A 23120-nucleotide genomic window follows, 5' to 3' on the forward strand; every position below is an offset into this window, starting at 1 on the left:
CCGGGACGGGATGCCTCCGGCGGGGATATTTTATGCAAAGAAGAAGCAACGGGCAGTCTTCGGGTCCGTTGTGTTTCTTCTCTGTCCAAATATCCTGGGGTGTGCGAGGGGCTGGCCCCTCGCTCCTGTCTGTGTCAGCCCGCGATGGCGTCCAGAATCCGGGCCCAGCTGCGGATCCCTTTGTGAAAACTTTCCACGTCGTATTTCTCGTTGGGCGAGTGGATCTGGTCATCATCTTTGGCCCAGCCGACCAACATGGTGTCCATGCCCAGGATCGTCTTGAAATAGCCCGCAACGGGAATTGAGCCGCCGCAGCCGGTGAAGGCGGCCTCGTGTCCCCATTCCGCTCCAAGCACGCCGCGGGCCGCTTCGAAAGCGGGGTGGGTGGTTTGCATCTGGCCCGCCGGAGACGCGCCGTGCTCCTTGAACGAGACTGTGACGTCGGATGGGAGTTGCGCCTCGACCCAAGCGCGGAAGTTCTTGCGGATTGCATGCGGGTCTTGCTGGCCAACGAGACGGAAACTCACTTTGGCAGAGGCTTTGGAGGGCAGGACGGTTTTGAAACCGTCGCCCGTGTAGCCGCCGATCATGCCGTTGATTTCAGCCGTGGGGCGGGACCAGATCATTTCCAGCGGGGTCTTGTCCTGCTCACCCGCAGGTGCAGACAGGCCGACGTCGCCAAGAAATGCGCCGTGGTCAAAGCCAAGCGCGTCCCATTGCGCCGCGATGTCTTCAGGCAGATCCGGCACGCCGTCATAGAAATGCGGCACCTGGATCCGGCCCTGATCGTCGTGCAGATTGCCGAGGATCCGTGTCAGAACGCGCAGCGGGTTCATCGCCGCGCCGCCGTACATGCCGGAATGCAGGTCTTTGTCGGGACCCGTCAGGATGATCTCTTCGCCGCAGAGCCCGCGCAGCTGCGTCATGATCGACGGCACTTTGGATTCGAACAGGCCTGTATCGCAGATCAGCGCTACATCCGCTTTCAACTCGTTGGCATTCTCTTCCAGAAAGGGAAGCAGCGATGGTGAGCCGGATTCTTCTTCGCCTTCGAAGAAAAAGGTGATGGAGCAGGGCAGGGCGCCATGTTCGGCCTTCCAGGCGCGGCAAGCTTCGACGAAGGTCATCAACTGGCCCTTGTCATCGGAGGAGCCGCGGCCCCGGATCACGCGGCCCTTGGGTGTGTCTTCGATTTGCGGATCAAAGGGATCCCGGTCCCAGAGCTCCAGAGGATCAACCGGCTGGACATCGTAGTGGCCATAGAACAGCACATGGGGCCCGTCGCCTTTGACATGTCCCATGACCATTGGGTGGCCCGGCGTGGGGCGTTTGGAGGCTTCGATCCCGAAGCTTGCAAGATCGGCCACCAGCCAATCCGCCGCGCGTTCGCAATCGGCCTTGTACGCTGGGTCGGTGGAAATGGACGGAATCCGCAGCAGATCAAACAGCCGATCCATGGCGGCGGGCAGGTCTTCGTCAATCCGGGTGAGGACAGGGTCGAGGGACATGAGAGCTCCTGTTGGGGTTTCGCCCGAAACCTAACATCGTGCCTGTCACTGTCCAGAGCGGTCACTTAGTCCGAGGAGCGTTGCCTTCCTGCAAAGCCAAGGGCCGTCAAGGCAAGGATCAGAAAGCCCAATCCTGCGGGAAGTGGTACGGGCGCGGTTGTGATGACGGCTTCAAAGCGTGTCGAATCATAAAGATGACTGCCGTCACTGCCGTAGCCGACGACGAAGTCCACGAAATCGCCGCTGGTCAGGGAAAGGGAGCTGTTGAAGCCTGAGGTCAGCCCACTTGCCCCGTTTACCGCTCCAACGGATTGAACAGCGCCGTTCCAAATCACTTGAGTGTCCGTTGTCGTGGTCGAGCCCGCGAGGTCTGCTGCCGACCAAAGCACATCAAAGGCGTGCTGGCCGCTTGTCTGTGCGGTAAAGCGAATAACCGCTTGTTGATTGGAAAAACTCGGATGCATGATGACAGCGCCTGCCGGGTAAACCCCTGTAAAGGGGACAATATCCGTCGCGTTTGTGTTCTGCATGATCAATATCGTGCTTGGTGTGGCATACCCATCAAGGCCCGGCGTGGAAAACAGGTCTGATGCGCCGGGCAGCAACGTCAGGGACGCTGGATCGTTGAAAGTCGCGTAAAACCCGAAACTCCACGGGCCGCTGGGGTTCACCGCCTCGGAAAAGTCGCTTTCGATATCGTAAGTGGCCGCCGCCGCAGTGCTGCCAAATGCAATAACAAAGGCCGCTGCGAGTAAGGGTCGAAACATAATAGCCTCCCAAAATAGGGGTCTGGACCAAAAAATAGTGTCTGGATCATAGCAGAATGCCTGTAACGTCACAATTTTCGGGCAAAAGGGGCGTTGTACGCGTCTTCTTTGCTGGAATCGGTCGCGCGGGGTACATTGGGCAAGCGGCAGGGGGCTCAAAATATGTTTCCGATAGACTCCATTTTCTGAACCGGGTGTCCGTTAAGCCCGATTTAAGTTGATGCAGGTCAAAGCTGCGACGCTTGGTCCGGTTCTAAACAGTGGACATATGGAAACGCGGGCTTTAATCATTCACGAACTTGAATGCGGAGGAATGCCGCACAAGCCCGTCGCCCGTAGCGCAATCGGCCATGGCCCGGATCAAGAAGGAGGAGCCCGGTGGACTACACCGCGAAACTCGACACAGCCCTGAACCGTCTTCACGAAGAAGGCCGTTACCGGACCTTTATCGATATCGAACGTCAAAACGGGCAGTTTCCGCACGCGACATGGCGCAAGCAGGACGGATCGGAGCAGCCGATTACCGTCTGGTGCGGTAACGACTATCTGGGCATGGGGCAGCATCCGGCTGTTCTTGAGGCGATGCACGAAGCCATTGACGCAACCGGCGCAGGCTCTGGCGGCACACGCAACATTTCGGGCACCACCGTTTATCACAAGCGTCTCGAGGCGGAGCTGGCGGATCTTCATCACAAAGAATCCGCGCTGCTGTTTACCTCGGCGTATATCGCCAATGACGCGACTCTGAGCACGCTGCCCAAGCTGTTTCCGGGGCTGATCATCTACTCTGACGAGCTGAACCACGCGTCCATGATCGAAGGCATCCGCCGCAACGGTGGGGCCAAGCGCATCTTCAAGCACAACGATCTGGACGATCTCCGCGCCAAGCTTGAAGCGGACGATCCTGATGCGCCGAAGCTGATCGCTTTCGAGTCGATCTATTCGATGGACGGCGACTTTGGCCCGATCGAAGCCATGTGTGACCTCGCAGACGAGTTTGGCGCGCTGACTTATATCGACGAAGTGCACGCCGTTGGCATGTACGGCCCGCGCGGCGCCGGTGTCGCTGAGCGGGACGGGTTGATGGGCCGTATCGACATCATCAACGGCACGTTGGCGAAGGCCTATGGCGTGATGGGCGGCTATATTGCTGCATCGGAGAAAATGTGTGACGCCATACGCTCTTACGCGCCGGGCTTCATCTTCACGACGTCGCTGCCACCTGCGGTCGCGGCGGGTGCCGCGGCCTCTGTTGCCTTCCTCAAGTCTGAGGGCGGTCAGGCGCTGCGCGAGCGCCATCAGACTCAGGCCAAGATCCTCAAGCTGCGCCTTAAAGGGCTTGGCCTGCCGATCATCGACCACGGCAGCCACATCGTGCCGGTGATCGTTGGTGATCCGGTGCACACCAAGCAGCTGTCCGACATGCTGCTGGACGGCTACGGCATCTATGTTCAGCCGATCAATTTCCCGACGGTCCCGCGCGGAACGGAGCGCCTGCGCTTCACCCCGTCGCCGGTTCATGGCCCCAAGGAGATGGATCATCTTGTGCATGCCATGGATGACCTGTGGAGCCATTGTGCGCTGAATCGTGCCGAAATGGCCGGTTAAGCACGGTAAATCCTGTCAAACTGCTTGTGCTGTGGTAACCTCAAGTCAATAACGGCCGCATACGAATCGTGACGGTCGGGACTGGGCAGACATGGGGCAAGCTATGGAAAGCATGGGGCAGGCCGAATGATCGGGCGCAAATCCCAGCAGAAACCCTTGGCGGACTCGCAGGAGACGCAGCAAGGCTTTGACGATTTTGCGTTGAAGCTTGGCGACGTCATGCGCGGCGAACGCGCCACCATGGGCAAGTCTCTGCTGGACGTTCAGCGCGAACTCCGCATCAAAGCCAGCTACATCGCCGCCATTGAAAACTGCGACCCGTCCGCCTTCGACACCCCGGGCTTCATTGCCGGTTACGTGCGCTCCTATGCGCGTTACCTTGGCATGGATCCGGATGAAGCTTTCGAAGGCTTTTGCGCAGAAAGCGGCTTTTCCGTTGCGCACGGAATGTCGGCGGATGCCTCGACCATACGAAAATCGACAGGTGGCGAGGCGCCGAAATCCAAAGCACGGGATCCCTTTGCCGAACCGAACATGGCTTTCGCGCCGTCGGGTGACAGTTTTCTGTCCCGGATCGAGCCGAGCGCAATTGGCTCGTCGCTGGTTCTTCTGGCGCTGATCGGCGGCATTGGATACGGCGGCTGGACCGTGCTTCAGGAAGTGCAGCGCGTGCAGCTTTCGCCGGTTGAACAGACACCTGTGGTTCTGAGCGAGCTTGACCCGCTGGATGCGGCCAATGCGCCGGCCGCACCGGACGCGATGGGGCAGGACGCGCTGGCCGATGCCGGGGTGGCCGGGGTCTTTACACCGCCGACCAGCGAAGCCTTTGACCGGCTGTACCGCCCGCAAGCGCTGGATGTGCCGGTTCTGGTGGCGCGCGATGCCCCGATCTCAACACTCGATCCTGATTCCGGCGGCTTGTTTGCCGGGTCCGGCGGCGTGACACGCCTGCCGCAGGTTCAGGACAGCGCTTTGGCCGCCGCCGCGCTGGAGCCCGGTTTCGGAGCTGCGCCTCTGGCCGGTCAACGTTTGGCGCTCGGCTCAGGTGTGACTGTCGTCGCCGCGCGCCCGGCTTGGGTCCAGATCAAGGAAGAGGCGGGCGAGGTTCTCTTTTCCGGCATTCTGAACGCGGGCGATACCTTCGCGGTGCCTGCCAGTGCCGCAGACCCGGTGATCAAGGTCGGCGAATCCGGGTCCGTCTATTTCGCGGTAAATGGCACGCTGCATGGCCCGGCAGGCCCCCGTGGCTCTGTGACCGAGGACCTGGCTTTGGACGGGGCACTGCTCGTTGCCGGATACGGTGCCGTCACGGCTCAGGATGATCCCGATCTTGCCCCGGTGGTTGCCAAGCTTGCGGGCGGCGTCGGAACGGCTCTGGCCGCCGCGCAGCCGAGCGGAGCAATTGCCGTGCCGCAACCGCAGGTTCTCGCCGCCGCAACGCCCGGCGTGACCATCGTCGCCTCGCGCGAGGCCTGGGTTCGGGTCAAGGCACCGTCCGGGGCAACGCTCTACGAGGCGATCATGCAGCCCGGCGACACCTACAAAGTGCCGCAGACCGAAACCCCGCCGACGATCCGGACCGGGGATGCGGGGGCCGTGTACTTTGCTGTGAACGGGCAGACTTACGGGCCGTATGGCGCAAATGGCGCGATTGCGGATAACCTTGCCCTTTCTGTCACGAATGTGACTGCAAAAATGGCGACCGCGGATTTGTCGCGGAACGCGGAACTGGCTAAAGTTGTCGCGGAACTGAACGCGGGTCGGGCCGGAGTGCAGGAATGAGTGCACTCAAACACGTTTACCGCTCAAAGACTTAACGCTTCGCCAGCCCCCTAGGGCGACCGTCTTGTCCGGGACTGGCGTCTAGGATGGATGGACAGGCAGACGATGTCTCATAACCCCGTGCGCCCGTGGCGCAATATCGATCGCCGCAAATCCCGGCAAATCATGGTCGGGTCAGTGCCGGTGGGGGGCGATGCGCCGATTTCGGTGCAGACCATGACCAACACGGTTACAACCGACATCAAGGGCACCATCGCGCAGGTTCAGGCCGCGGCCGAGGCTGGCGCGGATATTGTCCGCGTCTCGGTGCCCGATCAGGACAGCAGCCGCGCGCTCAAGGAGATCGTGCGCGAAAGCCCGGTGCCCATCGTTGCGGACATTCATTTTCACTACAAACGCGGCATAGAAGCGGCGGAGGCGGGCGCGGCCTGCCTGCGGATCAACCCTGGCAACATCGGCAGCGAAGAGCGCGTGCGCGAGGTCATCAAGGCGGCGCGCGATCATAATTGCTCCATGCGCATCGGCGTGAACGCGGGCAGCCTCGAGAAGCACCTTTTGGAAAAATATGGGGAACCTTGTCCCGAAGCCATGGTCGAAAGCGGACTGGATCATATCAAGATCCTGGAAGACAACGATTTTCTCGATTTCAAGATCAGTGTGAAAGCCTCTGACGTGTTCCTGTCTGCCGCCGCTTATCAGGCGTTGTCAGAGGCAACGGACGCGCCGCTGCACCTTGGAATCACAGAGGCGGGCGGGCTGATGTCCGGGACGATCAAGAGCGCCATCGGCCTTGGCAATCTTCTGTGGATGGGTATTGGCGATACGATCCGTGTCAGCCTGTCCGCGGATCCCGTGGAAGAGGTGAAGGTCGGCTATGACATCCTCAAGAGCCTGGGCCTGCGTCACCGGGGTGTGAACATCATCTCCTGCCCGTCCTGCGCGCGGCAGGGGTTTGATGTGATCAAAACTGTAGAAGCGCTGGAGGAGCGTCTGGAGCACATCAAAACCCCGATGAGCCTGTCGATCATCGGCTGTGTGGTGAACGGTCCGGGTGAGGCCTTGATGACCGACGTCGGTTTCACGGGCGGCGGTGCCGGGAGCGGCATGGTGTATCTCGCCGGGAAAGCCAGCCACAAGATGAACAACGACCAGATGATCGATCACATCGTCGAGCAGGTCGAGAAGAAAGCGGCCGAGCTCGACGCGGCAGAAGCGCGGGCGGCAGAAGCGGCGGAATAATGCGTTGAGCTTCGATCAGTCAAAAGAGGCCACCGCCCCAAGGAACACCGCGAACAGCGCGGAAATCTCCCTGTTCGGTTGTCTCGCTGATCGAAAACGACACGTCGACATTTCAGCCTTTCGTAGCGTTTTCGCTTTTCGTCAGGCAGAACTGCTACTGCGGCTCGTCCTGCTGGCTTTCGGTGTCTTGCTGGTTCATGTCCTTATGGACGACATGGTTCCTTTGTTTCTTTTCTTGGGCCATTTCGCCGGAGTTCTCCTGATCCGTTTCTTTATCAGTCGGCTGCGTGGGGTCATCACGGCAGGGACTGCTGCGAAGATTATTGCGGGGGACTTTGTGAATGTTGCGCTGTTCGGGGCAATGATCCTGTATTTCGGGACCAGTGGTGATCTCAGCTATAGTATTGTCGCCTTGGTATTGTTTGCCGGGTTCTATTCGCGCACGCTTGGGGATCGGAACGCCCTGAAGCCCCTGTTTTTCAATGATATGGTGGTGCAGGCCACTGTGCTGCTTCTGCAGATCTATTGGATCTGGGGGGAATACCGGTCCGGGGCGCACCCTGAATTCTACACGGAAACCAACACGTTTTTGATGCTTTGCGGTGCGGTTTCGCTGCATCTGTATTTCCTGCTGCTGTGCCGCGACGTGCGGAGCGCCCGTATTGCCGCGCAGGCGGCACAGCGCCGCCGGATTGCCGACGAACGTTTATTGGCCATTGGCCAACTGAGCGGTGGCATCGCGCATGATTTCAACAACATGCTCACGGCTGTTCTTGGAAACCTCGAATTGATGCGCATCACAGGTGATCAAAAGGAGCGAGAGGGGCTGCTGTACGAGGCAGAATCCGCGGCGCGCAGCGGAGCCACTTTGACCGCACAACTTCTCGCCTATGCGCGGAGGGCGCATCTGATTCCGAAACCGATTGGAATTGCAGAGGTTTTGGCGGACTGCGAGCCGCGACTGCGGGAGTGTTTGACCGGCAATCAGACTTTAGAGCTGTCTTTGGACCCAAAGGCCAACCTGCCTATGGTCTTGTTGGACGCACCGCAGTTCTGCAGCGTTCTGGCCGGGGTCGTTGAAAACGCGGTTGATGCGATGCAGGATGACGGACGCATCACAATCTCAGCCTATCCTGCCACGGTCCCAGAGGGCGGGGTCACCGTCGAGGTAAACGACACAGGCCATGGGGTTTCGATGGAAATCCTGCCGCTTGTTTTTGAACCCTATTTCACCACCAAGCCAAAAGGGCATGGCACGGGGCTTGGGCTGGCCATGGCGCGCGGCATCGTCGAGCAGATTGGCGGGCGCATGGAGATGACGTCGCAGCAGGGAGTGAGAACAACCGTCTATATCCACCTGCCTCCGGCGCGTGATCACTCCGCGAGATAACGCTGCAGGACAAAGGCCGGTATGTGGCCTCGGATCAAGGTGTTTCGCGTGACATAAGACGGCGTCAGATCGAGCGACAGGCGGCCCATGCCAGCGGCAACAAAAGCCCCGTCTTCTGTGCTCATGATCGTAGCGCCAATGCCAATGTCGTAAGCCAGCGCTTCCAGCTCTGCCTCAGCGGCGGCGCAACTGCCGCAATCCGGGGCGGTGAACAGCACCACGGCTACAGGAGAGCCAACCGGGCCAAGCGTGTCAGATCTCCTTGCAAAGAGCCAAGGGGACTCGGCAGCGATGCGGGCGAGATCCGTGGCCTTTTCCGATGCAAACGGGTCTTCCTGCGGGGCCGCGCGCAGTGCGTCGATCCGTGCCCGCAGGTCGCTGGCGTTTTGCGCCGCGAGGCCCTGAGGCGTCGCGGCACAGATCACGCTGAGCAGGGCTGCCGCAGCGCGGGTCCGCATCAGTTTGCGGCGCGGCCCTCGGCCACGATCTGGCGCATCCCGGCAAGCGGGACATAGCCACGGATCATCTGCCCGGCCATGACAAAGCTCGGCGTGCCGTTGATCTGCATTTTCTGTGCCAGCGCCCGGGTTTCGCTGATCCGGCGCAGCACTTCATCGCTTTCCATCTCGGCGAGAATCGCGTCGGCATCAAGACCGAGCCCCTTCGCGATACGCGACAGCGCGGCGTCCGAGGGCGCACCGCCAAGGGCGATCAGGGCGTCGTGCATCTGCGCATAGGCGTCGTCACCGGCCACGATGTGCGTGGCGACTGCAAACTTCGAAGACGTCAGCGAATCCTGACCAAGGATCGGAAACTCCTTGATGATCAGGCGGATGTTGCCATCACTTTCGACCAGTTCGGCCACTTCCGGGTGCGCCTTGCGGCAGTAACCACATCGGTAGTCGGAAAACTCGATGATCGTGATGTCGCCATCGGGATTGCCGCCCACCCAGGAATAGCCGTCATTGACCAGCGCCTCCATATTGTCGGCGACCATGGCTTTGTCGGCGTTGGCCTGCTGGTTCGCGTCGCGCTGTTCGAGCACGGCCACCGCTTCCATGATCACCTGCGGGTTTTCCAGAAGATAGGCCCGCACCTGCGCACTAAAGGCAGCCTGTTGTTCCGGGGTCATGGAACCGAAGTCGAAGTCCTCGGCATGGGCTGCGCCACTGGCGGCGAGCGCGGCTGCAAAGGCCAACGGGCGCAGAGGGCGGAACAGGGTCTTTGTCATAGGAACTCCAGAGATATCAAAGGGATCAGCGCCGAGGGGCGCGTTTGGCTGCTGTTAACACGTCCTGTGCTCTTTGCCATGGGCCAGACCCACGCGGCAAGAGGCCCTCCGCGCGCTTGGCGTGCAGCGCGGCGTCCTTGAACCGTCCCAGAAGGGCATAGCGTTCAGCGGTCACGAGCGAGGCCATGCCGTTCTGTTTGGTCTGGGCATAGGCCACGGCAAGATCGCGCAGGAGGCGCGGGTCCGAAAAATCGCGCGAGCGGGCGCGCTCCAAAACCGGCAAGGCCCGCTTTGGCTGGCCATTTGCGAGCATCGCCCGGCCAAGACCACCGAGGATCAGCGCATCGTTCGGCGCCATTTTGGCGGCGCTTGAATAGACTTGAACTGCGGACCCGAACTGTCTGGATTCCAACAGAATTTGCCCCTTGAGGTCACGCAGGTACGGATCATTGGGACGCAGCTTGATCGCGCCATCGATGGCCCCCAAAGCCTTCTTGAGGTTGGATTGACGATGCCAAGCCGCCGCCTGCCGCATCAGCGCGATGTCCTGGCTGGCGCTATCCTTTGAACGGCGCAACGTCCAGTTCGGCGCGCGCTTGAAGGCGGTGATTTTGCCTTTGATGCGATTGAACCAATAATCCGCGCCGGGGTTCTTCTGGCCCGTCTGATGGCCCGCAACGAGTCCCTTGAGCGCGCGATAACGTTCGCGTGAGAGCGGGTGCGTGCGCATGTAGGGGTCCTGCCTGCCGACAGAAAGCGCCTCTTGTCCGCGAAACAGGTCCTGGACTTCAACCGCGCCAGTCGGGTCGATTCCGGCGCGCAGAAGGTAGCGCACGGAGGCAATATCGGCGGAGCTTTCCTCTGACCGGGTATGGGACAGGAACAGCCGGATCGCAGAGCTTTGCGCCCCCATGGCCACGCCGAACCCGGCTTCTGCATTGCGCGAGGCAACACCCGCCGCCGCGCCAAGGATCAGGCCAAGCCCCGCGGCGGTGCGCGCGGTGCGCATGTTGTCGAGCCGCCGCCCGATGTGCCCATTGGCGATATGCGCGGCCTCATGCGCAATCACCGCCTGAAGCTGCGCCGCGCTGTCCAGCTTCATGATCAGCCCGTAGTTGATGAAAATATGGGACGTGTCCGCCACAAAGGCGTTCAGCGCGCTGTCATCGATCAGGATCATCTTGATCCGGTTCGGGTTGAGCCCTGCAGCGCTGAGCACCGGCGCAGCCAGTTTGCGCAGCCCGTATTCAACATCCGCGTCGCGCAGGATCGAAAGACCGGCCCGCGCCGGGGCGGTCAGGACCAACATCAGAACAAGGCAAGAGCCAAGTAGACGGAAGAAGGGGATTTGGATCATTGACGCCTCACCGAATGCGGACATAAGTCTGCCTCCGGGCAGAGTAGAGAGGTCGCCATGCGAAATTCAACCCGTGGGACGGTTGATCCCTTCATCGTGATGGATGTGATGGAAGCCGCGCGCCAGGCCGAGGACGCCGGGCGGCACATCATTCACATGGAAGTGGGACAGCCCGGCACCCCGGCACCGGCTGCGGCGCGGGACGCTTTGGCGCGGGCGATGTCGGATGATGCGCTTGGCTATACGGTGGCTTTGGGGCTGCCCGCTTTGCGCAAACGCATCGCGAAACTCTATGGGGACTGGTACAACGTCGATCTTGATCCGGCCCGCGTGGTGGTGACGCCGGGCTCGTCCGGGGGCTTTATCCTCGCGTTTTCGGCGCTTTTTGATGCGGGCGACACAATCGTGTTGGGCGCACCCGGATACCCTTCTTATCGCCAGATCATGAAGGCCATGAACATCGCGCCATTGGAGGTCGAGACACGGGCGGAAAACCGCCTGCAACTGGTGCCCGCAGACCTCGCAGGGCTGTCATATCAAGGCGCGATGGTCGCCAGCCCGGCGAATCCCAGTGGCACGATGCTGGATCGCGATGCTTTGTCCGCGCTGATTGACACGGTGCAGGGGCAGGGGGCGTCGTTCCTTTCGGATGAGATTTATCACGGTATCGAGTATGACCGCCCGGCGGTCACCGCGCTGGAGATCAGCGAAGATGTCTGCGTGATCAACTCCTTTTCGAAGTACTTTTCTATGACCGGATGGCGAGCCGGCTGGTTGGTGCTGCCCGAGGAAAACCTGCGGCAGGTCGAGCGTCTGGCGCAAAACATGTTCATCTGTGCACCTCATGCCTCGCAGGTTGCCGCGCTTGCGGCGATGGACGCGGGCGAAGAGCTTGAGGCGAATATGGCCGTCTACCGGGCCAATCGGGCGCTGATGCTCGAAGGCTTGCCCAAAGCCGGGTTCGACCGCATCGCGCCGCCGGACGGGGCGTTTTATGTCTACGCCGATGTGAGCCACCTGACGGACGACAGCCGCGCCTTTGCCCGCGAGATCCTCGACGAGGCCGGTGTGGCCGTCACGCCGGGATTGGATTTCGATCCGGCGCGCGGTGGCGGAACGCTGCGCTTTTCCTATGCCCGGTCGACGGCGGATATTGCCGAAGGGCTGGAACGGCTGACGCGCTTCATGCGCGCGCGCGGGTTTGTAGAGTAGGCCCGCGCCATTCTTTGGCGTCGCATCGGCCAGATTCGTCAAAGCGTGAGGTGCAAAGCCTGTGCCCGCGTGTTACTGTTGCAAAAAGGCGGTCCACAAAGAGGCGGCAGAGCAGTGAGACACGGAATTTTTGCAGCATTGGCGGCGGTTTGCCTGATGGGCGGGGCCGAGGCGCAGGAGGCGTCCGGTTTGGCGCGCTTCGAGGGCGGCGGTGTCACTGATGGCATGTTTGGCAAGAGCACGCTGGAGCTGGAACTGAGCCAGGGTGTGCCTTGGCGGATTTTCACGCTGGATGAGCCAAAGCGGCTTGTGGTGGATTTTCGCGAAGTCGACTGGCAGGGCGCGGATGGCGCGGCGCTCGACCAATCCGAGAGGGTCGCCAGTCTGCGCGTGGGCGGCTTCCGCCCCGGTTGGTCCCGGCTGGTGGCTGACCTGAATGCGCCGGTGGCGGTAGATGAGGCCGGGCTGCGCCTTGATCCGGAGACGGGAAAGGCCGTTTTGACGGTTTCGTTGAGTGGCGCGGATGAAGCGGCATTTGCGGCCAATGCGGGCCTGCCGCGTGATCCGAACTGGGATCTGCCCGAGCCATCAGCGGTGCGCGCAGCGCCGCCGCCAGCGGGAGCGCCTTTGGTCATTGTGCTGGACCCCGGTCACGGCGGCATCGACCCCGGCGCGCAACGTGGCGGGGTGAACGAGGCGGATCTGGTCCTGCAATTTGCCCATGAGCTGAGCGATGTTCTGGCCAGAACCGGGCGGTATGACATTTTCCTGACGCGCGATGCGGACGTGTTTGTCTCGCTCGAGGCGCGCGTGGCCATGGCGCATGATCTGCGCGCGGATCTCTTTGTCTCGCTGCACGCTGATGCCATTGAACAAGGCGTGGCGCATGGGGCGAGCGTTTATACACTGTCCGAAGACGCCTCTGATGCGGCCTCGGCCGCTCTGGCCGAGCGCCATGACCGGGATGACATCCTCGCGGGTCTGGACCTCTCGGGTTCGGACGACCGTGTGGCGCAAGTTCTGATGCAGATCGCCCGTTTGGACAACACGCCGCGCTCGGTTTCTCTCGCGGAGCACCTTGTAGGCGGGATCAAGAACGCTGTTGGCCATGTGCACAAACGCCCTTTGCGGCAGGCGGGGTTCTCTGTGCTCAAGGCCGCGGATGTGCCGTCGGTTTTGCTGGAGCTCGGCTTTCTGTCCACGGCACAGGATCTGAAAAACCTGCAGGATCCGATTTGGCGGGCGGGCATGGCCGCTGGCGTACGCGACGGGATCGAAGCATGGGCTGTGGAAGATGAAGCCCTGTCCCGCCTGCGCCTTAAATGACGATTTGCTCGGCAAATTCCCGCGTGGATGTGTTTTGACCAGATTGCGCTTTGCGTATACTCAGCCCACAGGCAATTAAGGGGCCCGCCCGCGTGACTCGCTTTATCTTTTCCTTCTTCGGCGCCATCTTCAGTGTGATCACGCTGGGGACCATGATGGTCGCGCTGACCATCGGTGCGGTGTTCTGGATGTACGGCAATGACCTGCCGAGCCACGAAAGCCTTGCGCAATACACACCCCCGACGATCAGCCGGATCTATTCCACCCAAGGGCAGGTCATCGACGAATTTGCGCAGGAACGGCGTCTGTTCACCCCTGCCAATGAAATCCCGCCGCTGGTCAAGAACGCCTTTATCAGCGCCGAGGACAAGAATTTCTACGAACATCAGGGCTATGACGTGCGCGGCATCGCGGCGGCGGCTGTGGAAGCGGTGCGCTCGCGGGGGCGCGACGTGCGCGGGGCGTCGACGATCACGCAGCAGGTGATGAAGAACTTCCTTCTGTCCGGGGATCGCAAGGCGGAGCGCAAGATCAAGGAGATCATCCTTGCCTCGCGCGTGGAAGATGCGCTGTCCAAAGACAAGATCCTGGAGCTCTACCTCAACGAAATCTTCCTCGGCCAGAACGCTTATGGCGTTGCCGCGGCAGCGCAGGTTTACTTCAACAAGACGCTGTCCGAACTGGCCCCGCATGAGGCGGCGATGCTCGCCTCCATGCCCAAGGCCCCGTCTTCGTTCCACCCGGTGCGCCGCAAGGATCGGCTTTTGTCGCGCCGGAACTTCGTGCTGAAGGAGATGATGGAGAACGGTTATATCACGCAGGCTACCTATGAGAGCGAAGTCGCTCTACCGCTGCGCACCGTGCAGAACGGTGATTTTGAGCCGTACAACCGGTCTTTGCCGCCGCGCGATTACTTCACCGATGAAATCCGGCGGCAACTGTCGAAGGACTTTGGCGAAGAACAGTTCTTCTCCGGCGGCTATTCCGTACGGGCCACGCTTGATCCCGAAATGCAGATTGAGGCGGCCAAGTCCCTGCGGATTGCTCTGGAGCAATACGACCGGGGCTTGGGGAAGTGGAACGGCACGGGCAAGACCCTGCCGCCCGATGCGCTGAGCAGCGAGACCGCCTGGCGTGAAGCGCTGGCAGAGACGCGCGTGGCGCGGGACATTGATCTGGTACGGCCCTGGCTGCCCGCCGTGGTGCTTGATGTGCGCGATCAGGAGTTGATCATCGGCATCGAAGGCGTGTCTCAGGACGATGCGCGCGGGCGCAGCGTGCCGCGCAAGGACACCTCCTGGTTTGCTGGCAACCTCTTTGACAACTTCGAAAAAGGCGACGTGATCCACGTCCGCGAGATGATCGAAGACGGCAACGGCGCGTTTATCCGCTGGACCCTGCGGCAAGTGCCGAAAGTTCAGGGCGGGTTCATGGCGATGGATGTGAACACGGGCCGCGTTATCGCCATGCAGGGCGGTTTTTCCTACCAGAACTCGGTGTTCAACCGCGCAACGCAGGCGCTGCGCCAGCCCGGTTCGAGCTTCAAGCCGTTTGTCTACGCCTCCGCGCTCGACAGCGGCTATACCCCGGCGACCATCGTTGTGGACGCGCCGATCGAGATCAACACGCCGCAGGGCGTATGGCGTCCCAAGAACGCATCGAACCAATTCTACGGCCCGACGCCGCTGCGCACCGGGATCGAACGTTCGCGGAACCTGATGACCATTCGTCTGGCGCAGGAAGTGGGCATGCAGACCGTGGCCCGCTATGCGGAAAAGTTCGGCGTTTATGACAACATGGGCCGGGTTCTGGCGAACGCGCTGGGGGCGGATGAAACCACGCTGTTCAAGATCGTTGCGGCTTACGGCATGTTCGCCAACGGTGGCGAGCGGGTTGAGCCGACGCTCGTGGACCGGGTTCAGGATCGCTACGGCAACACGATTTACAGCCACGATGCGGCGGACGGCAACAAACGGGTCTGCGTCGATTGTGACAACCCCGGCATTCCCGCGAACCGCAGCCCGCGGATCGTCAATGACCGTGAACGCGTGATGGACCCTGTGACAGCCTATCAGCTGACCTCGATGATGCGCGGCGTTGTGGATCGCGGTACGGCGGCCAAGACGGTCAACCTGCCGGTCCCCACGGCGGGCAAGACCGGCACCACCAATGACGCCAAGGATGTCTGGTTCGTGGGCTTCACCTCGAACATCGTGGCCGGGTGCTACATTGGCTACGACACGCCCAAACCCATGGGTCGGGGCGCGTCCGGGGGCGGCATGTGCGGCCCGGTGTTCAACCGGTTCATGCACAAGGCCGTGGCGAAATATGGCGGCGGTGAGTTTGTCGTCCCGCCGGGCTGCGAGTTCATCAAGATCGACCGTTTCTCCGGTGCGCGCCTCTCCGACGGTGCCTCGGGCGAAAACGTTGTGGCCGAGTGTTTCCGCGAGGGCGAAGAGCCGCTCTTCGGCATCCAGTTCGACGGCGGCTTTGCGGTCTCCGGCAACTTCGACCTGATCCGCCCGGAAGGCGCAACAGCGGCGCGCGAGGTGACCACGTCTACGGGTCGCAAAGCCGTTGTGGGCCCCAAAGCGGGCTTTGGAACACTGTCCTCCGGCGGGCTCTACTAAGCGCGGCAAGGGCAGGGGAGCGGATCACGTAACCCTGCCGAAACAAGCCGTTTTTTCCCCGATGACATTTGGCCGGTTTTGCCTGAAACCGTCAGTGGTCCGGTGATGTCTTCAGGCATCATTCCGGGGCAAGACTGAACGCAATGCAATTGGAGTGGTGTTATGGGACTTGGAGATTTGCTCGGCAATGCCGTGAGCGCGCTTGGCGGGGTAGACGGGATCGTCGAAAAGATCGGGGAAAGCGGGATTGACCTGTCTTCGCTGGCAGAGCTTGACGCGGAGGCCGTAGCGACGCTGCTCGAAGAAAAAGGGATCGATCTTTCGATGCTCGAAGGGCTGGGTCTTTCTGTCGAGGACGTGATCGAAAAGGTCAAAGAGCACCTTGGGTGATATGTCTCCTTGTACAGAATGACGCGGGCGCCTTTCGGGGCGCCCTTGTTTTTTGCGGTCGCGTTACCCGGGGGCGCCGGTCCTGTTTCCTCACCTTGCCCCGACCGCGCGCGCTTGCTATCAGGCGGAACCCGATGCGGTCTTTGATTACAGGAACTCCCCCATGCGCGCCGAAGTCCAGAACAATGTCGACAAGGTCGAGAAGTCGCTTGAGCTGCTGAAACAACGGCTTGGCTGGGACACGGCGCAGCATCGGCTGGAAGAATTCAACGCGCGGGTCGAGGATCCGAACCTCTGGGACGATCCGGCAGCGGCGCAAAAGCTGATGCGCGAACGTCAGTCCCTGGTGGACGCGATGGAGACCTACACCTCCATTCGACAGGATCTCGACGATCAGGTTGAGCTGATCGAACTGGGCGAGATGGAAGAAGACGAAGAGGTTGTCGAAGAGGCCGAAGGCGCGATTGCCGCCCTTGTCGAAAAGGCTGCCAAGAAAGAGCTTGAGGCGCTGCTGAACGGCGAGACCGACGGCAATGACGCCTTCCTCGAAATCAAATCCGGCGCGGGCGGCACGGAGGCCTGTGATTGGGCCAGCATGCTGGCGCGGATGTATGTCCGCTGGGCCGAAAAGCGCGGCTTCGAGGTGGACCTGCAGGAAGAGACGCCGGGCACCGAAGCCGGGATCAAATCCGTGACCTATCAGATCAAGGGCAAAAACGCCTACGGCTGGCTGAAGTCCGAGAGCGGCACGCACCGGCTTGTGCGCATTTCGCCCTTTGGCAAAGGCACGCGCGAGACGTCTTTTGCGGGCGTCGGGGCCTATCCGGTGATCGACGACAATATCGAGATCGAAGTGAACCCGGCGGATATCCGAATTGACACCTATCGCTCCTCCGGCGCGGGCGGCCAGCACGTGAACACCACCGACTCTGCGGTGCGCATCACCCACCATCCGACCGGGATTGTGGTCACATCGTCGGAGAAATCGCAGCACCAGAACCGCGATATCGCCATGAAGGCCCTGAAATCGCGGCTGTATCAGCTGGAGCTGGACAAGCGGACGGCCGAGGTGAACGCGCTGCACGAGGCCAAGGGCGATGCAGGCTGGGGCGCGCAGATCCGCTCATACGTCTTGCAGCCATACCAAATGGTCAAAGACCTGCGCACCAACCATGAGACTGCCGACACCCAAGGGGTGCTCGACGGCGATCTCGACGGGTTCATGGAAGCGACGCTGGCCATGCAGGTGGCGGGCAAGAGCCGGGCGGATGCCAAAGCCGAAGACTGACGGCAAACACTGGACACGAAAAAAGGCGCTCAAACCGAGCGCCTTTTCTTTTTGGTCTGGGTAACCGGGATCAGTGCTCTTCGAGCATCTGCCCTTTGGCGATCACCAGAAGCGCCGCGCGCTTTTCACGGATCTCGTCGGCGCTTGCCTTACCATCCAGGTCAGCGGCAACCTTGCGCACCACGTCCTCGTGACCGGCTTCTTCGAAATCGGCCTTGATGACTTCGCGCGCATAGGCTGCGGCGTCGTCGCCGGTTTTGCCCATCAGCTCTGCAGCCCAGATGCCGAGCAGCTTGTTGCAGCGGGCTTCGGCCTTGAACATGACTTCCGCGTCATGGGCGAACTTGTTCTCGAAGGCGCTTTCGCGTTCGTCAAATGTGGACATGGGGCAGGCTCCCTGGGCTGTGTTTCGCGTTCCATTTTGATATGACGCCCGGCGGCGCGCTGTGCAAGGGGGGAGTGCAACTCTGCGGCAACACGCGCGTGCATCGTGCGCTTGCGGCGATGCGGGGCTTGGAGTAAGAGAGCGGCGAACGCGCCCAATTTCGGGCGCTCTTTGTATTTCCGGAAGGGCCCAAGATGGCACGTCGCAAGAAAATCTACGAAGGCAAGGCAAAAACCCTGTACGAGGGCCCGGAGCCGGGCACTATCGTGCAATACTTCAAAGACGACGCGACCGCCTTCAACGCCGAAAAGAAGGACGTGATCGAAGGCAAGGGCGTGCTTAACAATATGCTGTCCGAGTTCTTCATGACCGGCCTGAACACCGTGGGTGTGCCGACTCACTTCATCAAGCGTCTGAACATGCGCGAGCAGCTTGTGCGCGCCTGCGAGATCGTGCCGCTTGAAGTGATCGTGCGCAACTACGCTGCGGGGTCCATGTCCAAGCGTCTCGGCATCGAAGAAGGCACGCAACTGCCGCGCCCGATCGTGGAATACTGCTACAAGGACGACAAACTCGGCGATCCGCTGGTATCCGAAGAGCATATCGCCGCCTTCGGCTGGGCCTCCCAGCACGACATGGACGACATCGTAGCGCTGGCGCTGCGGGTGAACGATTACCTCTCCGGCCTGATGTACGGCGTCGGCATCAAACTGATCGACTTCAAGATCGAGATCGGTCGCGTCTACGAAGGCGACTTCCAGCGCCTGATTGTGGCGGATGAAATCTCCCCAGATAGCTGCCGCCTGTGGGACATCGAGACCGGCGAAAAGCTGGACAAAGACGTCTTCCGCCGCGATCTTGGTTCGCTCACGGATGCATACACCGAAGTCGCCAAACGCTTTGGCGTCATGCCCAAGCAGGCGACCCATCCAACAAAGCCGACGCTGATCAACTGATCGCCCCCGGCTCAGACAAATCAATCAAGCGGCCGCGCGAGCTCAAGGCCGCTTTTTTGTTTCTTTGTGCTTCAAATATCCCGGGGTAGCCCCCTTTGGGGCGTAGGGGCAGCGCCCCTGCACGCGGGCCTAATGGCCCGCGTTCCGGTCGTCGCGCGCAGCGCGGCGAAACCTCTCTTGCGTCCCTGTCCGAGATTCCGGACTTGGCGCAAACGGTCCGTGCGGGCTAGGCTGGCGGTATTCCACGCCATCCGATTGGGGACACGACCATGCGCCGCCCGCTTTTCAATCTGTCCATGTTAAGTGTTTTGACCTGTTTTGCCGCCGCGAGCCTAGCCCAGGCCCCGGCGGAGTTTGACCCTGAAGACTTTGGAAACATTGTTATTCAGCCACGCCAGGCCGCGGGTACCCCCGGCGGCTTTACGCTTGAACAGGCTTTCGGGGATTACCAGAACGAGCCGATCATCGAATATGGCGAGACCTCTCCCGCCGTCCGGCTCGGGCGTCCGATTGGCCGGCTCGATACGCTTTACGCCAATGGCCAGACGGGTTTTTGCACCGCATTTATCGTCGATGACAAGCATATCGTAACCAATCACCACTGCATCCCGGGCATGGATGGTGACCCAACCGGAGCGGACAGCAATGTGCAGGCGGCACAGTTTGTGGCGGGCTATATCAAGCCGGGTCGCAGCGAAGGGGCGACGCGCTTTACGGTCTCGCCGCAGATTGTCGAAACGAACCGGGCGCTGGATTACACGGTTCTGCGGGTCTTCGGAAACCCGTCGGCTAAGTTCGGCAGGATGGAACTGGCGGCGGCGGATCCGGAGGACGCGGAGTTCTTGTGGATCATCGGCCATCCGCAGGGTCAGTCTCAGCACATCTCGCGGGAAGGCTGCGCGGCCGCCGCGCCGGCAATCTCGCAGGAGGGCAAACTGGTCCACAGCTGTGACACGCTTGGCGGCAACTCCGGCTCGCCGGTCATTCGCATCAGCGACAAGCGGGTGATTGGCCTGCACCACGCGGGCGACAACCGCACGGGTTATAACATGGCGATCCCCATGACCCGGATTCTCGCGCAGAGCCGGGTTCTCAAAGCCGCGGCAGGCACGGTTCCGGTCCCGGCTGCGCCGCCCGCAAAACCTGTTGCCCCGGTGGCGCCCACGCCGAAAGTTGCGGTTTTGCCCGAGGCGGAGGCCTGCAACACCCTCTGGACCGAGGCGAAACAGCTCGGCTGCGGTGGATTCGAAGCCTATCTCGCGCAATGTGAGCGCCATACCTTCGCGCTCATGGCCAAGGCGATGATGAAACGGCAGTGCACCGATACGGCTGCAGCCCCCGCGGCCCCCGCGGCAAAGCCGGTTGCCGTGCCCGTGGCACCGTCACAGGCTAGTGGCGCAATCCGCGTCGCGGCGGATGGCAGCGGCGACTACCGCACGCTGGCGCGGGCCATTTCAGCGGCCAAGGATGGGGCAACCATCGAGATCATGCCGGGCCGGTACAACGAAGGGCTTGATATCACGCGGCCTGTTGAACTGGTCGGCGTTGGCAATCGGGCCGACATCATATTGGAAGTGGAGGGTGACAATGTCATCGCCTGGGAGGCGGACAAAGGGGTGATCCGCAACCTGACCATTCGGCAATTGGGCGGCAAGTACTTTGGCGTTGATATCAAGGCCGGGTCTGCCACGATCGAAGGCAATGACATCTCTTCCAAAGGTCTTTCTGCCGTTGTTTTGCGCACCAATGTCGACGCTATGGTGCGCGGCAATGAAATCCACGACAGTGCCGAAGGCGGCGTGTTCATCTTTGATGATGGCAAAGGCACCGTTCGGGACAACGTCTTTTACGGCAACACTTTCGCCGGGCTTGAACTGCGGGATCGCGGCGAAGCGCTGGTGACCGGCAACACCTTCCGGGACGGGGCGGGGCAGGGCCTCTATGTCAACGAAGGTGGGCGTGGAACGATCAGCGACAATATCATTTACGGCAATCGTCTGGTCGGGATTTCGCTAAACGGATCTGATAACCCGGTGATCAAAGGCAACGTGGTTCGCGATGGCGGTGAAGGCGGGATTCTTGTCGACGGTAAGGCTCTGGCCCGGATCGAAGGCAATACGATCTACGGCAACACCTATGCCGGGATCGAAGTGCGCGGCGGGGCCGATCCATGGATCAAGGGCAACACCATCCGCGACGGCAAACAGGGCGGACTGTTCTTTCAGGGCGGCGCGCGCGGCGTGGTGGAAAACAATGACATCTTCCGCAACGCTTATTCCGGCGTGGTGGTGCAGGACGGCGCAGCCCCGATCTTTCGCGGCAACCGCATCAGCCGCAGCGGTTACTATGCCATCGAAGTGCTGGAGGGCGGCGCAGGCACCTATGAAAACAACGATCTGACCGGCAATCCGGACGGGGCTTTCCTGATTGATGGCAAGGCCGGGCGTCTCAGCCGCCGTGGGAACAAGGAATAGGGTTGCATTTTCCGCCGCGTCAGGGTTTCACCCGATCCCAGAACATCAACGCGCCGGGCGGGATCGTCCGGCTTTGGAAAAGGACGGCGAGATGAAGGCTCGGGTACATGTGATGCTGAAGAACGGGGTTCTTGATCCGCAGGGTGAGGCCGTGCGCCACGCGCTTGGCGCTCTGGGATTTGACGGCGTGTCCGGCGTCCGCCAGGGCAAGGTGATCGAGCTCGATCTCGCCGACGGCACCACCGAAGCGACCGTAAAGGAGATGTGCGAAAAGCTGCTCGCCAACACGGTTATCGAAAGCTACACGATCGAGCTTTCCTGACCGCAGGAGACCCATGGCAAAACCCTTTCTCATGCGCACCAATCGGGACGGCAGCCGCGACATCAGCTGGCGCGTCTGGGTGCTGGTCTGGGTTTTGCCGGTCTGCATGATCGGGGGCGGGGTTGTGGAACTGCTGTTGCAGAACTGGACCCTGAGCCAAGGCGTTCGGGTCACGGGCACGGTTGAGCGGGTTTATGAGTGGGAAACCAACATCCCCACTTTCCTGTCCGATGCCACCCATGTCTACGCGCCCGTGTTCCGCTACACCCAGCCGGATGGGCGCGAGACAGGAGGCTCGTCGAACATGTCGGACCCGTCGCTCAACCTTGAGGTTGGCAGCACCCATGAAATCGTCATTTTCCCAAATCAGGATCGGGATGTGATGGTGCCGGGGCCGCACAACTACACGGCGGGCTGGATTGTGCTGAAGCTCGGGTTTCTGCTGGTTTTGCCATCGCTTCTTCTGTCTTTGCTGCTTTGGCGCTGGAAAGCGCGGGGCCTGCGGGCCTGAGCGGTCTTGCGCCGGGCGGGGCAAGCCTGTAGCAGCATCCTCAAAGCCCAAACCTCTAAAAGGTGATCCATGAAAGCTGCCGTCATCGTCTTTCCCGGTTCCAACTGTGACCGCGATCTCAAGCGCGCCTTTGAACAGGCGGGCCTCGGCGTAGAGATGGTCTGGCACAAGGACACCAGCCTTCCGAAAGTTGACATCGTCGGTATCCCGGGCGGCTTTTCCTTTGGCGACTACCTGCGCTGCGGTGCGATTGCGGCTCAATCCCCGATCTGCCGCGAAGTCGTCGCTCACACCGAACGCGGCGGCTATGCCTTTGGCGTCTGCAACGGCTTTCAGGTGCTGACAGAAACCGGCATCCTGCCCGGTGCGCTGCTTCGCAATGCAAACCTGAAGTACATTTGCCGCACCGTAGGGCTGAAGGTGGAGACCACCGAGAGCGTCTTTACCAAGGGCTATGGCCTTGGCGATGAGATCGGCGTTCCGATTGCCCACCATGACGGCAACTATTTCGCGGATGAGGCCACGCTCGACGCGCTCGAAGGTGAGAACCGCGTCGCCTTCCGCTACACCGACAACCCGAACGGCTCAGCGCGCGACATCGCGGGTATTCTGTCGTCGAACCGCCGTGTGCTCGGGATGATGCCGCACCCGGAACGGGCGGCGGAATCCGCTCATGGTAACGAAGATGGTGCGCGCCTTTTCGCTCATTTGACAGAAGTGCTTAGCGACGCCTGACTTGAGGCG

At 61.2% G+C, this 23120-nt stretch carries 20 protein-coding genes; 14 read left to right on the top strand and 6 right to left on the bottom strand.

Going from position 1 to position 23120, the window contains the following annotated elements; genetic code table 11:
- Positions 1-134: 134 nt before the first annotated feature.
- Together E4662_RS10735 and E4662_RS10740 are read right to left on the bottom strand one after the other, a co-directional pair.
- Positions 135-1508 (bottom strand): M20/M25/M40 family metallo-hydrolase, encoded by a 1374-nt coding sequence (locus E4662_RS10735; RefSeq protein WP_136441524.1) that lies wholly within the window; start codon positions 1506-1508, stop codon positions 135-137.
- Between the two features lie 65 nt (positions 1509-1573).
- Positions 1574-2434 carry a VPLPA-CTERM sorting domain-containing protein gene (locus tag E4662_RS10740; RefSeq protein WP_168797954.1) on the bottom strand — a complete coding sequence of 287 codons (861 nt, stop codon included), beginning with the start codon at positions 2432-2434 and terminating at the stop codon, positions 1574-1576.
- A gap of 219 nt (positions 2435-2653) precedes the next feature.
- Between E4662_RS10740 and hemA the strand changes: the two genes are divergently transcribed.
- The 4 genes from hemA (at position 2654) to E4662_RS10760 (ending at position 8294) form a co-directional block, all read left to right on the top strand.
- Positions 2654-3883: a 5-aminolevulinate synthase gene (gene hemA / locus E4662_RS10745; protein ID WP_136441526.1), complete on the top strand. Its 1230-nt coding sequence runs from the start codon at positions 2654-2656 to the stop codon at positions 3881-3883.
- Positions 3884-4039: 156 nt separating this feature from the next.
- Positions 4040-5665: a helix-turn-helix domain-containing protein gene (locus E4662_RS10750; protein WP_240705167.1), complete on the top strand. Its 1626-nt coding sequence runs from the start codon at positions 4040-4042 to the stop codon at positions 5663-5665.
- A gap of 105 nt (positions 5666-5770) precedes the next feature.
- Positions 5771-6904, top strand: a complete 1134-nt coding sequence (gene ispG / locus E4662_RS10755; protein WP_136441528.1) for a flavodoxin-dependent (E)-4-hydroxy-3-methylbut-2-enyl-diphosphate synthase — start codon at positions 5771-5773, stop codon at positions 6902-6904.
- Between the two features lie 4 nt (positions 6905-6908).
- Positions 6909-8294, top strand: coding sequence for a sensor histidine kinase (locus tag E4662_RS10760; RefSeq protein ID WP_136441529.1), 1386 nt, complete (start codon positions 6909-6911; stop codon positions 8292-8294).
- Here E4662_RS10760 and E4662_RS10765 read toward each other — a convergent pair.
- From E4662_RS10765 to E4662_RS10775, 3 genes are read right to left on the bottom strand one after another with little or no spacing between them, the layout of a single operon-like run.
- The gene (locus E4662_RS10765) at positions 8279-8752 is read right to left on the bottom strand and encodes a hypothetical protein (RefSeq protein ID WP_136441530.1); all 474 of its coding nucleotides are present in this window, start codon (positions 8750-8752) and stop codon (positions 8279-8281) included. The genes E4662_RS10760 and E4662_RS10765 overlap by 16 nt on opposite strands.
- On the bottom strand, positions 8752-9525 hold the full coding sequence (locus E4662_RS10770; RefSeq protein ID WP_136441531.1) for a DsbA family protein: 774 nt from the start codon (positions 9523-9525) through the stop codon (positions 8752-8754). The genes E4662_RS10765 and E4662_RS10770 overlap by 1 nt, the downstream gene beginning before the upstream one ends.
- 25 nt (positions 9526-9550) lie before the next feature.
- Positions 9551-10882: a M48 family metalloprotease gene (locus E4662_RS10775; RefSeq protein ID WP_136441684.1), complete on the bottom strand. Its 1332-nt coding sequence runs from the start codon at positions 10880-10882 to the stop codon at positions 9551-9553.
- Between the two features lie 57 nt (positions 10883-10939).
- On the opposite strand from E4662_RS10775, the gene E4662_RS10780 reads away from it, so the two are divergent.
- From E4662_RS10780 to prfB, 5 genes are all read left to right on the top strand, one after another.
- Positions 10940-12094, top strand: a complete 1155-nt coding sequence (locus E4662_RS10780; RefSeq protein WP_136441532.1) for a pyridoxal phosphate-dependent aminotransferase — start codon at positions 10940-10942, stop codon at positions 12092-12094.
- A gap of 156 nt (positions 12095-12250) precedes the next feature.
- Positions 12251-13420, top strand: a complete 1170-nt coding sequence (locus E4662_RS10785; protein WP_136441685.1) for an N-acetylmuramoyl-L-alanine amidase — start codon at positions 12251-12253, stop codon at positions 13418-13420.
- Between the two features lie 92 nt (positions 13421-13512).
- Positions 13513-16050, top strand: a complete 2538-nt coding sequence (locus E4662_RS10790; protein ID WP_136441533.1) for a penicillin-binding protein 1A — start codon at positions 13513-13515, stop codon at positions 16048-16050.
- A 162-nt stretch (positions 16051-16212) separates the two neighbouring features.
- Positions 16213-16440 (top strand): hypothetical protein, encoded by a 228-nt coding sequence (locus tag E4662_RS10795; protein ID WP_136441534.1) that lies wholly within the window; start codon positions 16213-16215, stop codon positions 16438-16440.
- A 163-nt stretch (positions 16441-16603) separates the two neighbouring features.
- Entirely contained in the window at positions 16604-17728 is a 1125-nt protein-coding gene (gene prfB, locus E4662_RS10800) for a peptide chain release factor 2 (protein WP_136441535.1), read from the top strand.
- A gap of 70 nt (positions 17729-17798) precedes the next feature.
- On the opposite strand, the gene E4662_RS10805 is transcribed toward prfB, so the two are convergent.
- On the bottom strand, positions 17799-18113 hold the full coding sequence (locus E4662_RS10805) for a DUF1476 domain-containing protein (protein WP_136441536.1): 315 nt from the start codon (positions 18111-18113) through the stop codon (positions 17799-17801).
- A gap of 194 nt (positions 18114-18307) precedes the next feature.
- Between E4662_RS10805 and purC the strand changes: the two genes are divergently transcribed.
- The 5 genes from purC (at position 18308) to purQ (ending at position 23111) form a co-directional block, all read left to right on the top strand.
- Positions 18308-19069 (top strand): phosphoribosylaminoimidazolesuccinocarboxamide synthase, encoded by a 762-nt coding sequence (gene purC / locus E4662_RS10810; RefSeq protein ID WP_136441537.1) that lies wholly within the window; start codon positions 18308-18310, stop codon positions 19067-19069.
- Positions 19070-19338: 269 nt separating this feature from the next.
- Entirely contained in the window at positions 19339-21543 is a 2205-nt protein-coding gene (locus E4662_RS10815) for a right-handed parallel beta-helix repeat-containing protein (RefSeq protein WP_136441538.1), read from the top strand.
- A 91-nt stretch (positions 21544-21634) separates the two neighbouring features.
- Positions 21635-21865, top strand: a complete 231-nt coding sequence (gene purS / locus E4662_RS10820) for a phosphoribosylformylglycinamidine synthase subunit PurS (protein WP_136441539.1) — start codon at positions 21635-21637, stop codon at positions 21863-21865.
- 13 nt (positions 21866-21878) lie between these two features.
- On the top strand, positions 21879-22376 hold the full coding sequence (locus E4662_RS10825) for a hypothetical protein (protein WP_168797955.1): 498 nt from the start codon (positions 21879-21881) through the stop codon (positions 22374-22376).
- A gap of 69 nt (positions 22377-22445) precedes the next feature.
- Complete coding sequence (purQ, locus tag E4662_RS10830; protein ID WP_136441541.1) at positions 22446-23111, top strand: phosphoribosylformylglycinamidine synthase subunit PurQ; 666 nt, start codon at positions 22446-22448, stop codon at positions 23109-23111.
- Positions 23112-23120 lie beyond the last annotated feature (9 nt).

It is taken from the genome of Pacificoceanicola onchidii (assembly GCF_004804335.1).
Classification (GTDB): Bacteria; Pseudomonadota; Alphaproteobacteria; order Rhodobacterales; family Rhodobacteraceae; genus Pacificoceanicola; species Pacificoceanicola onchidii.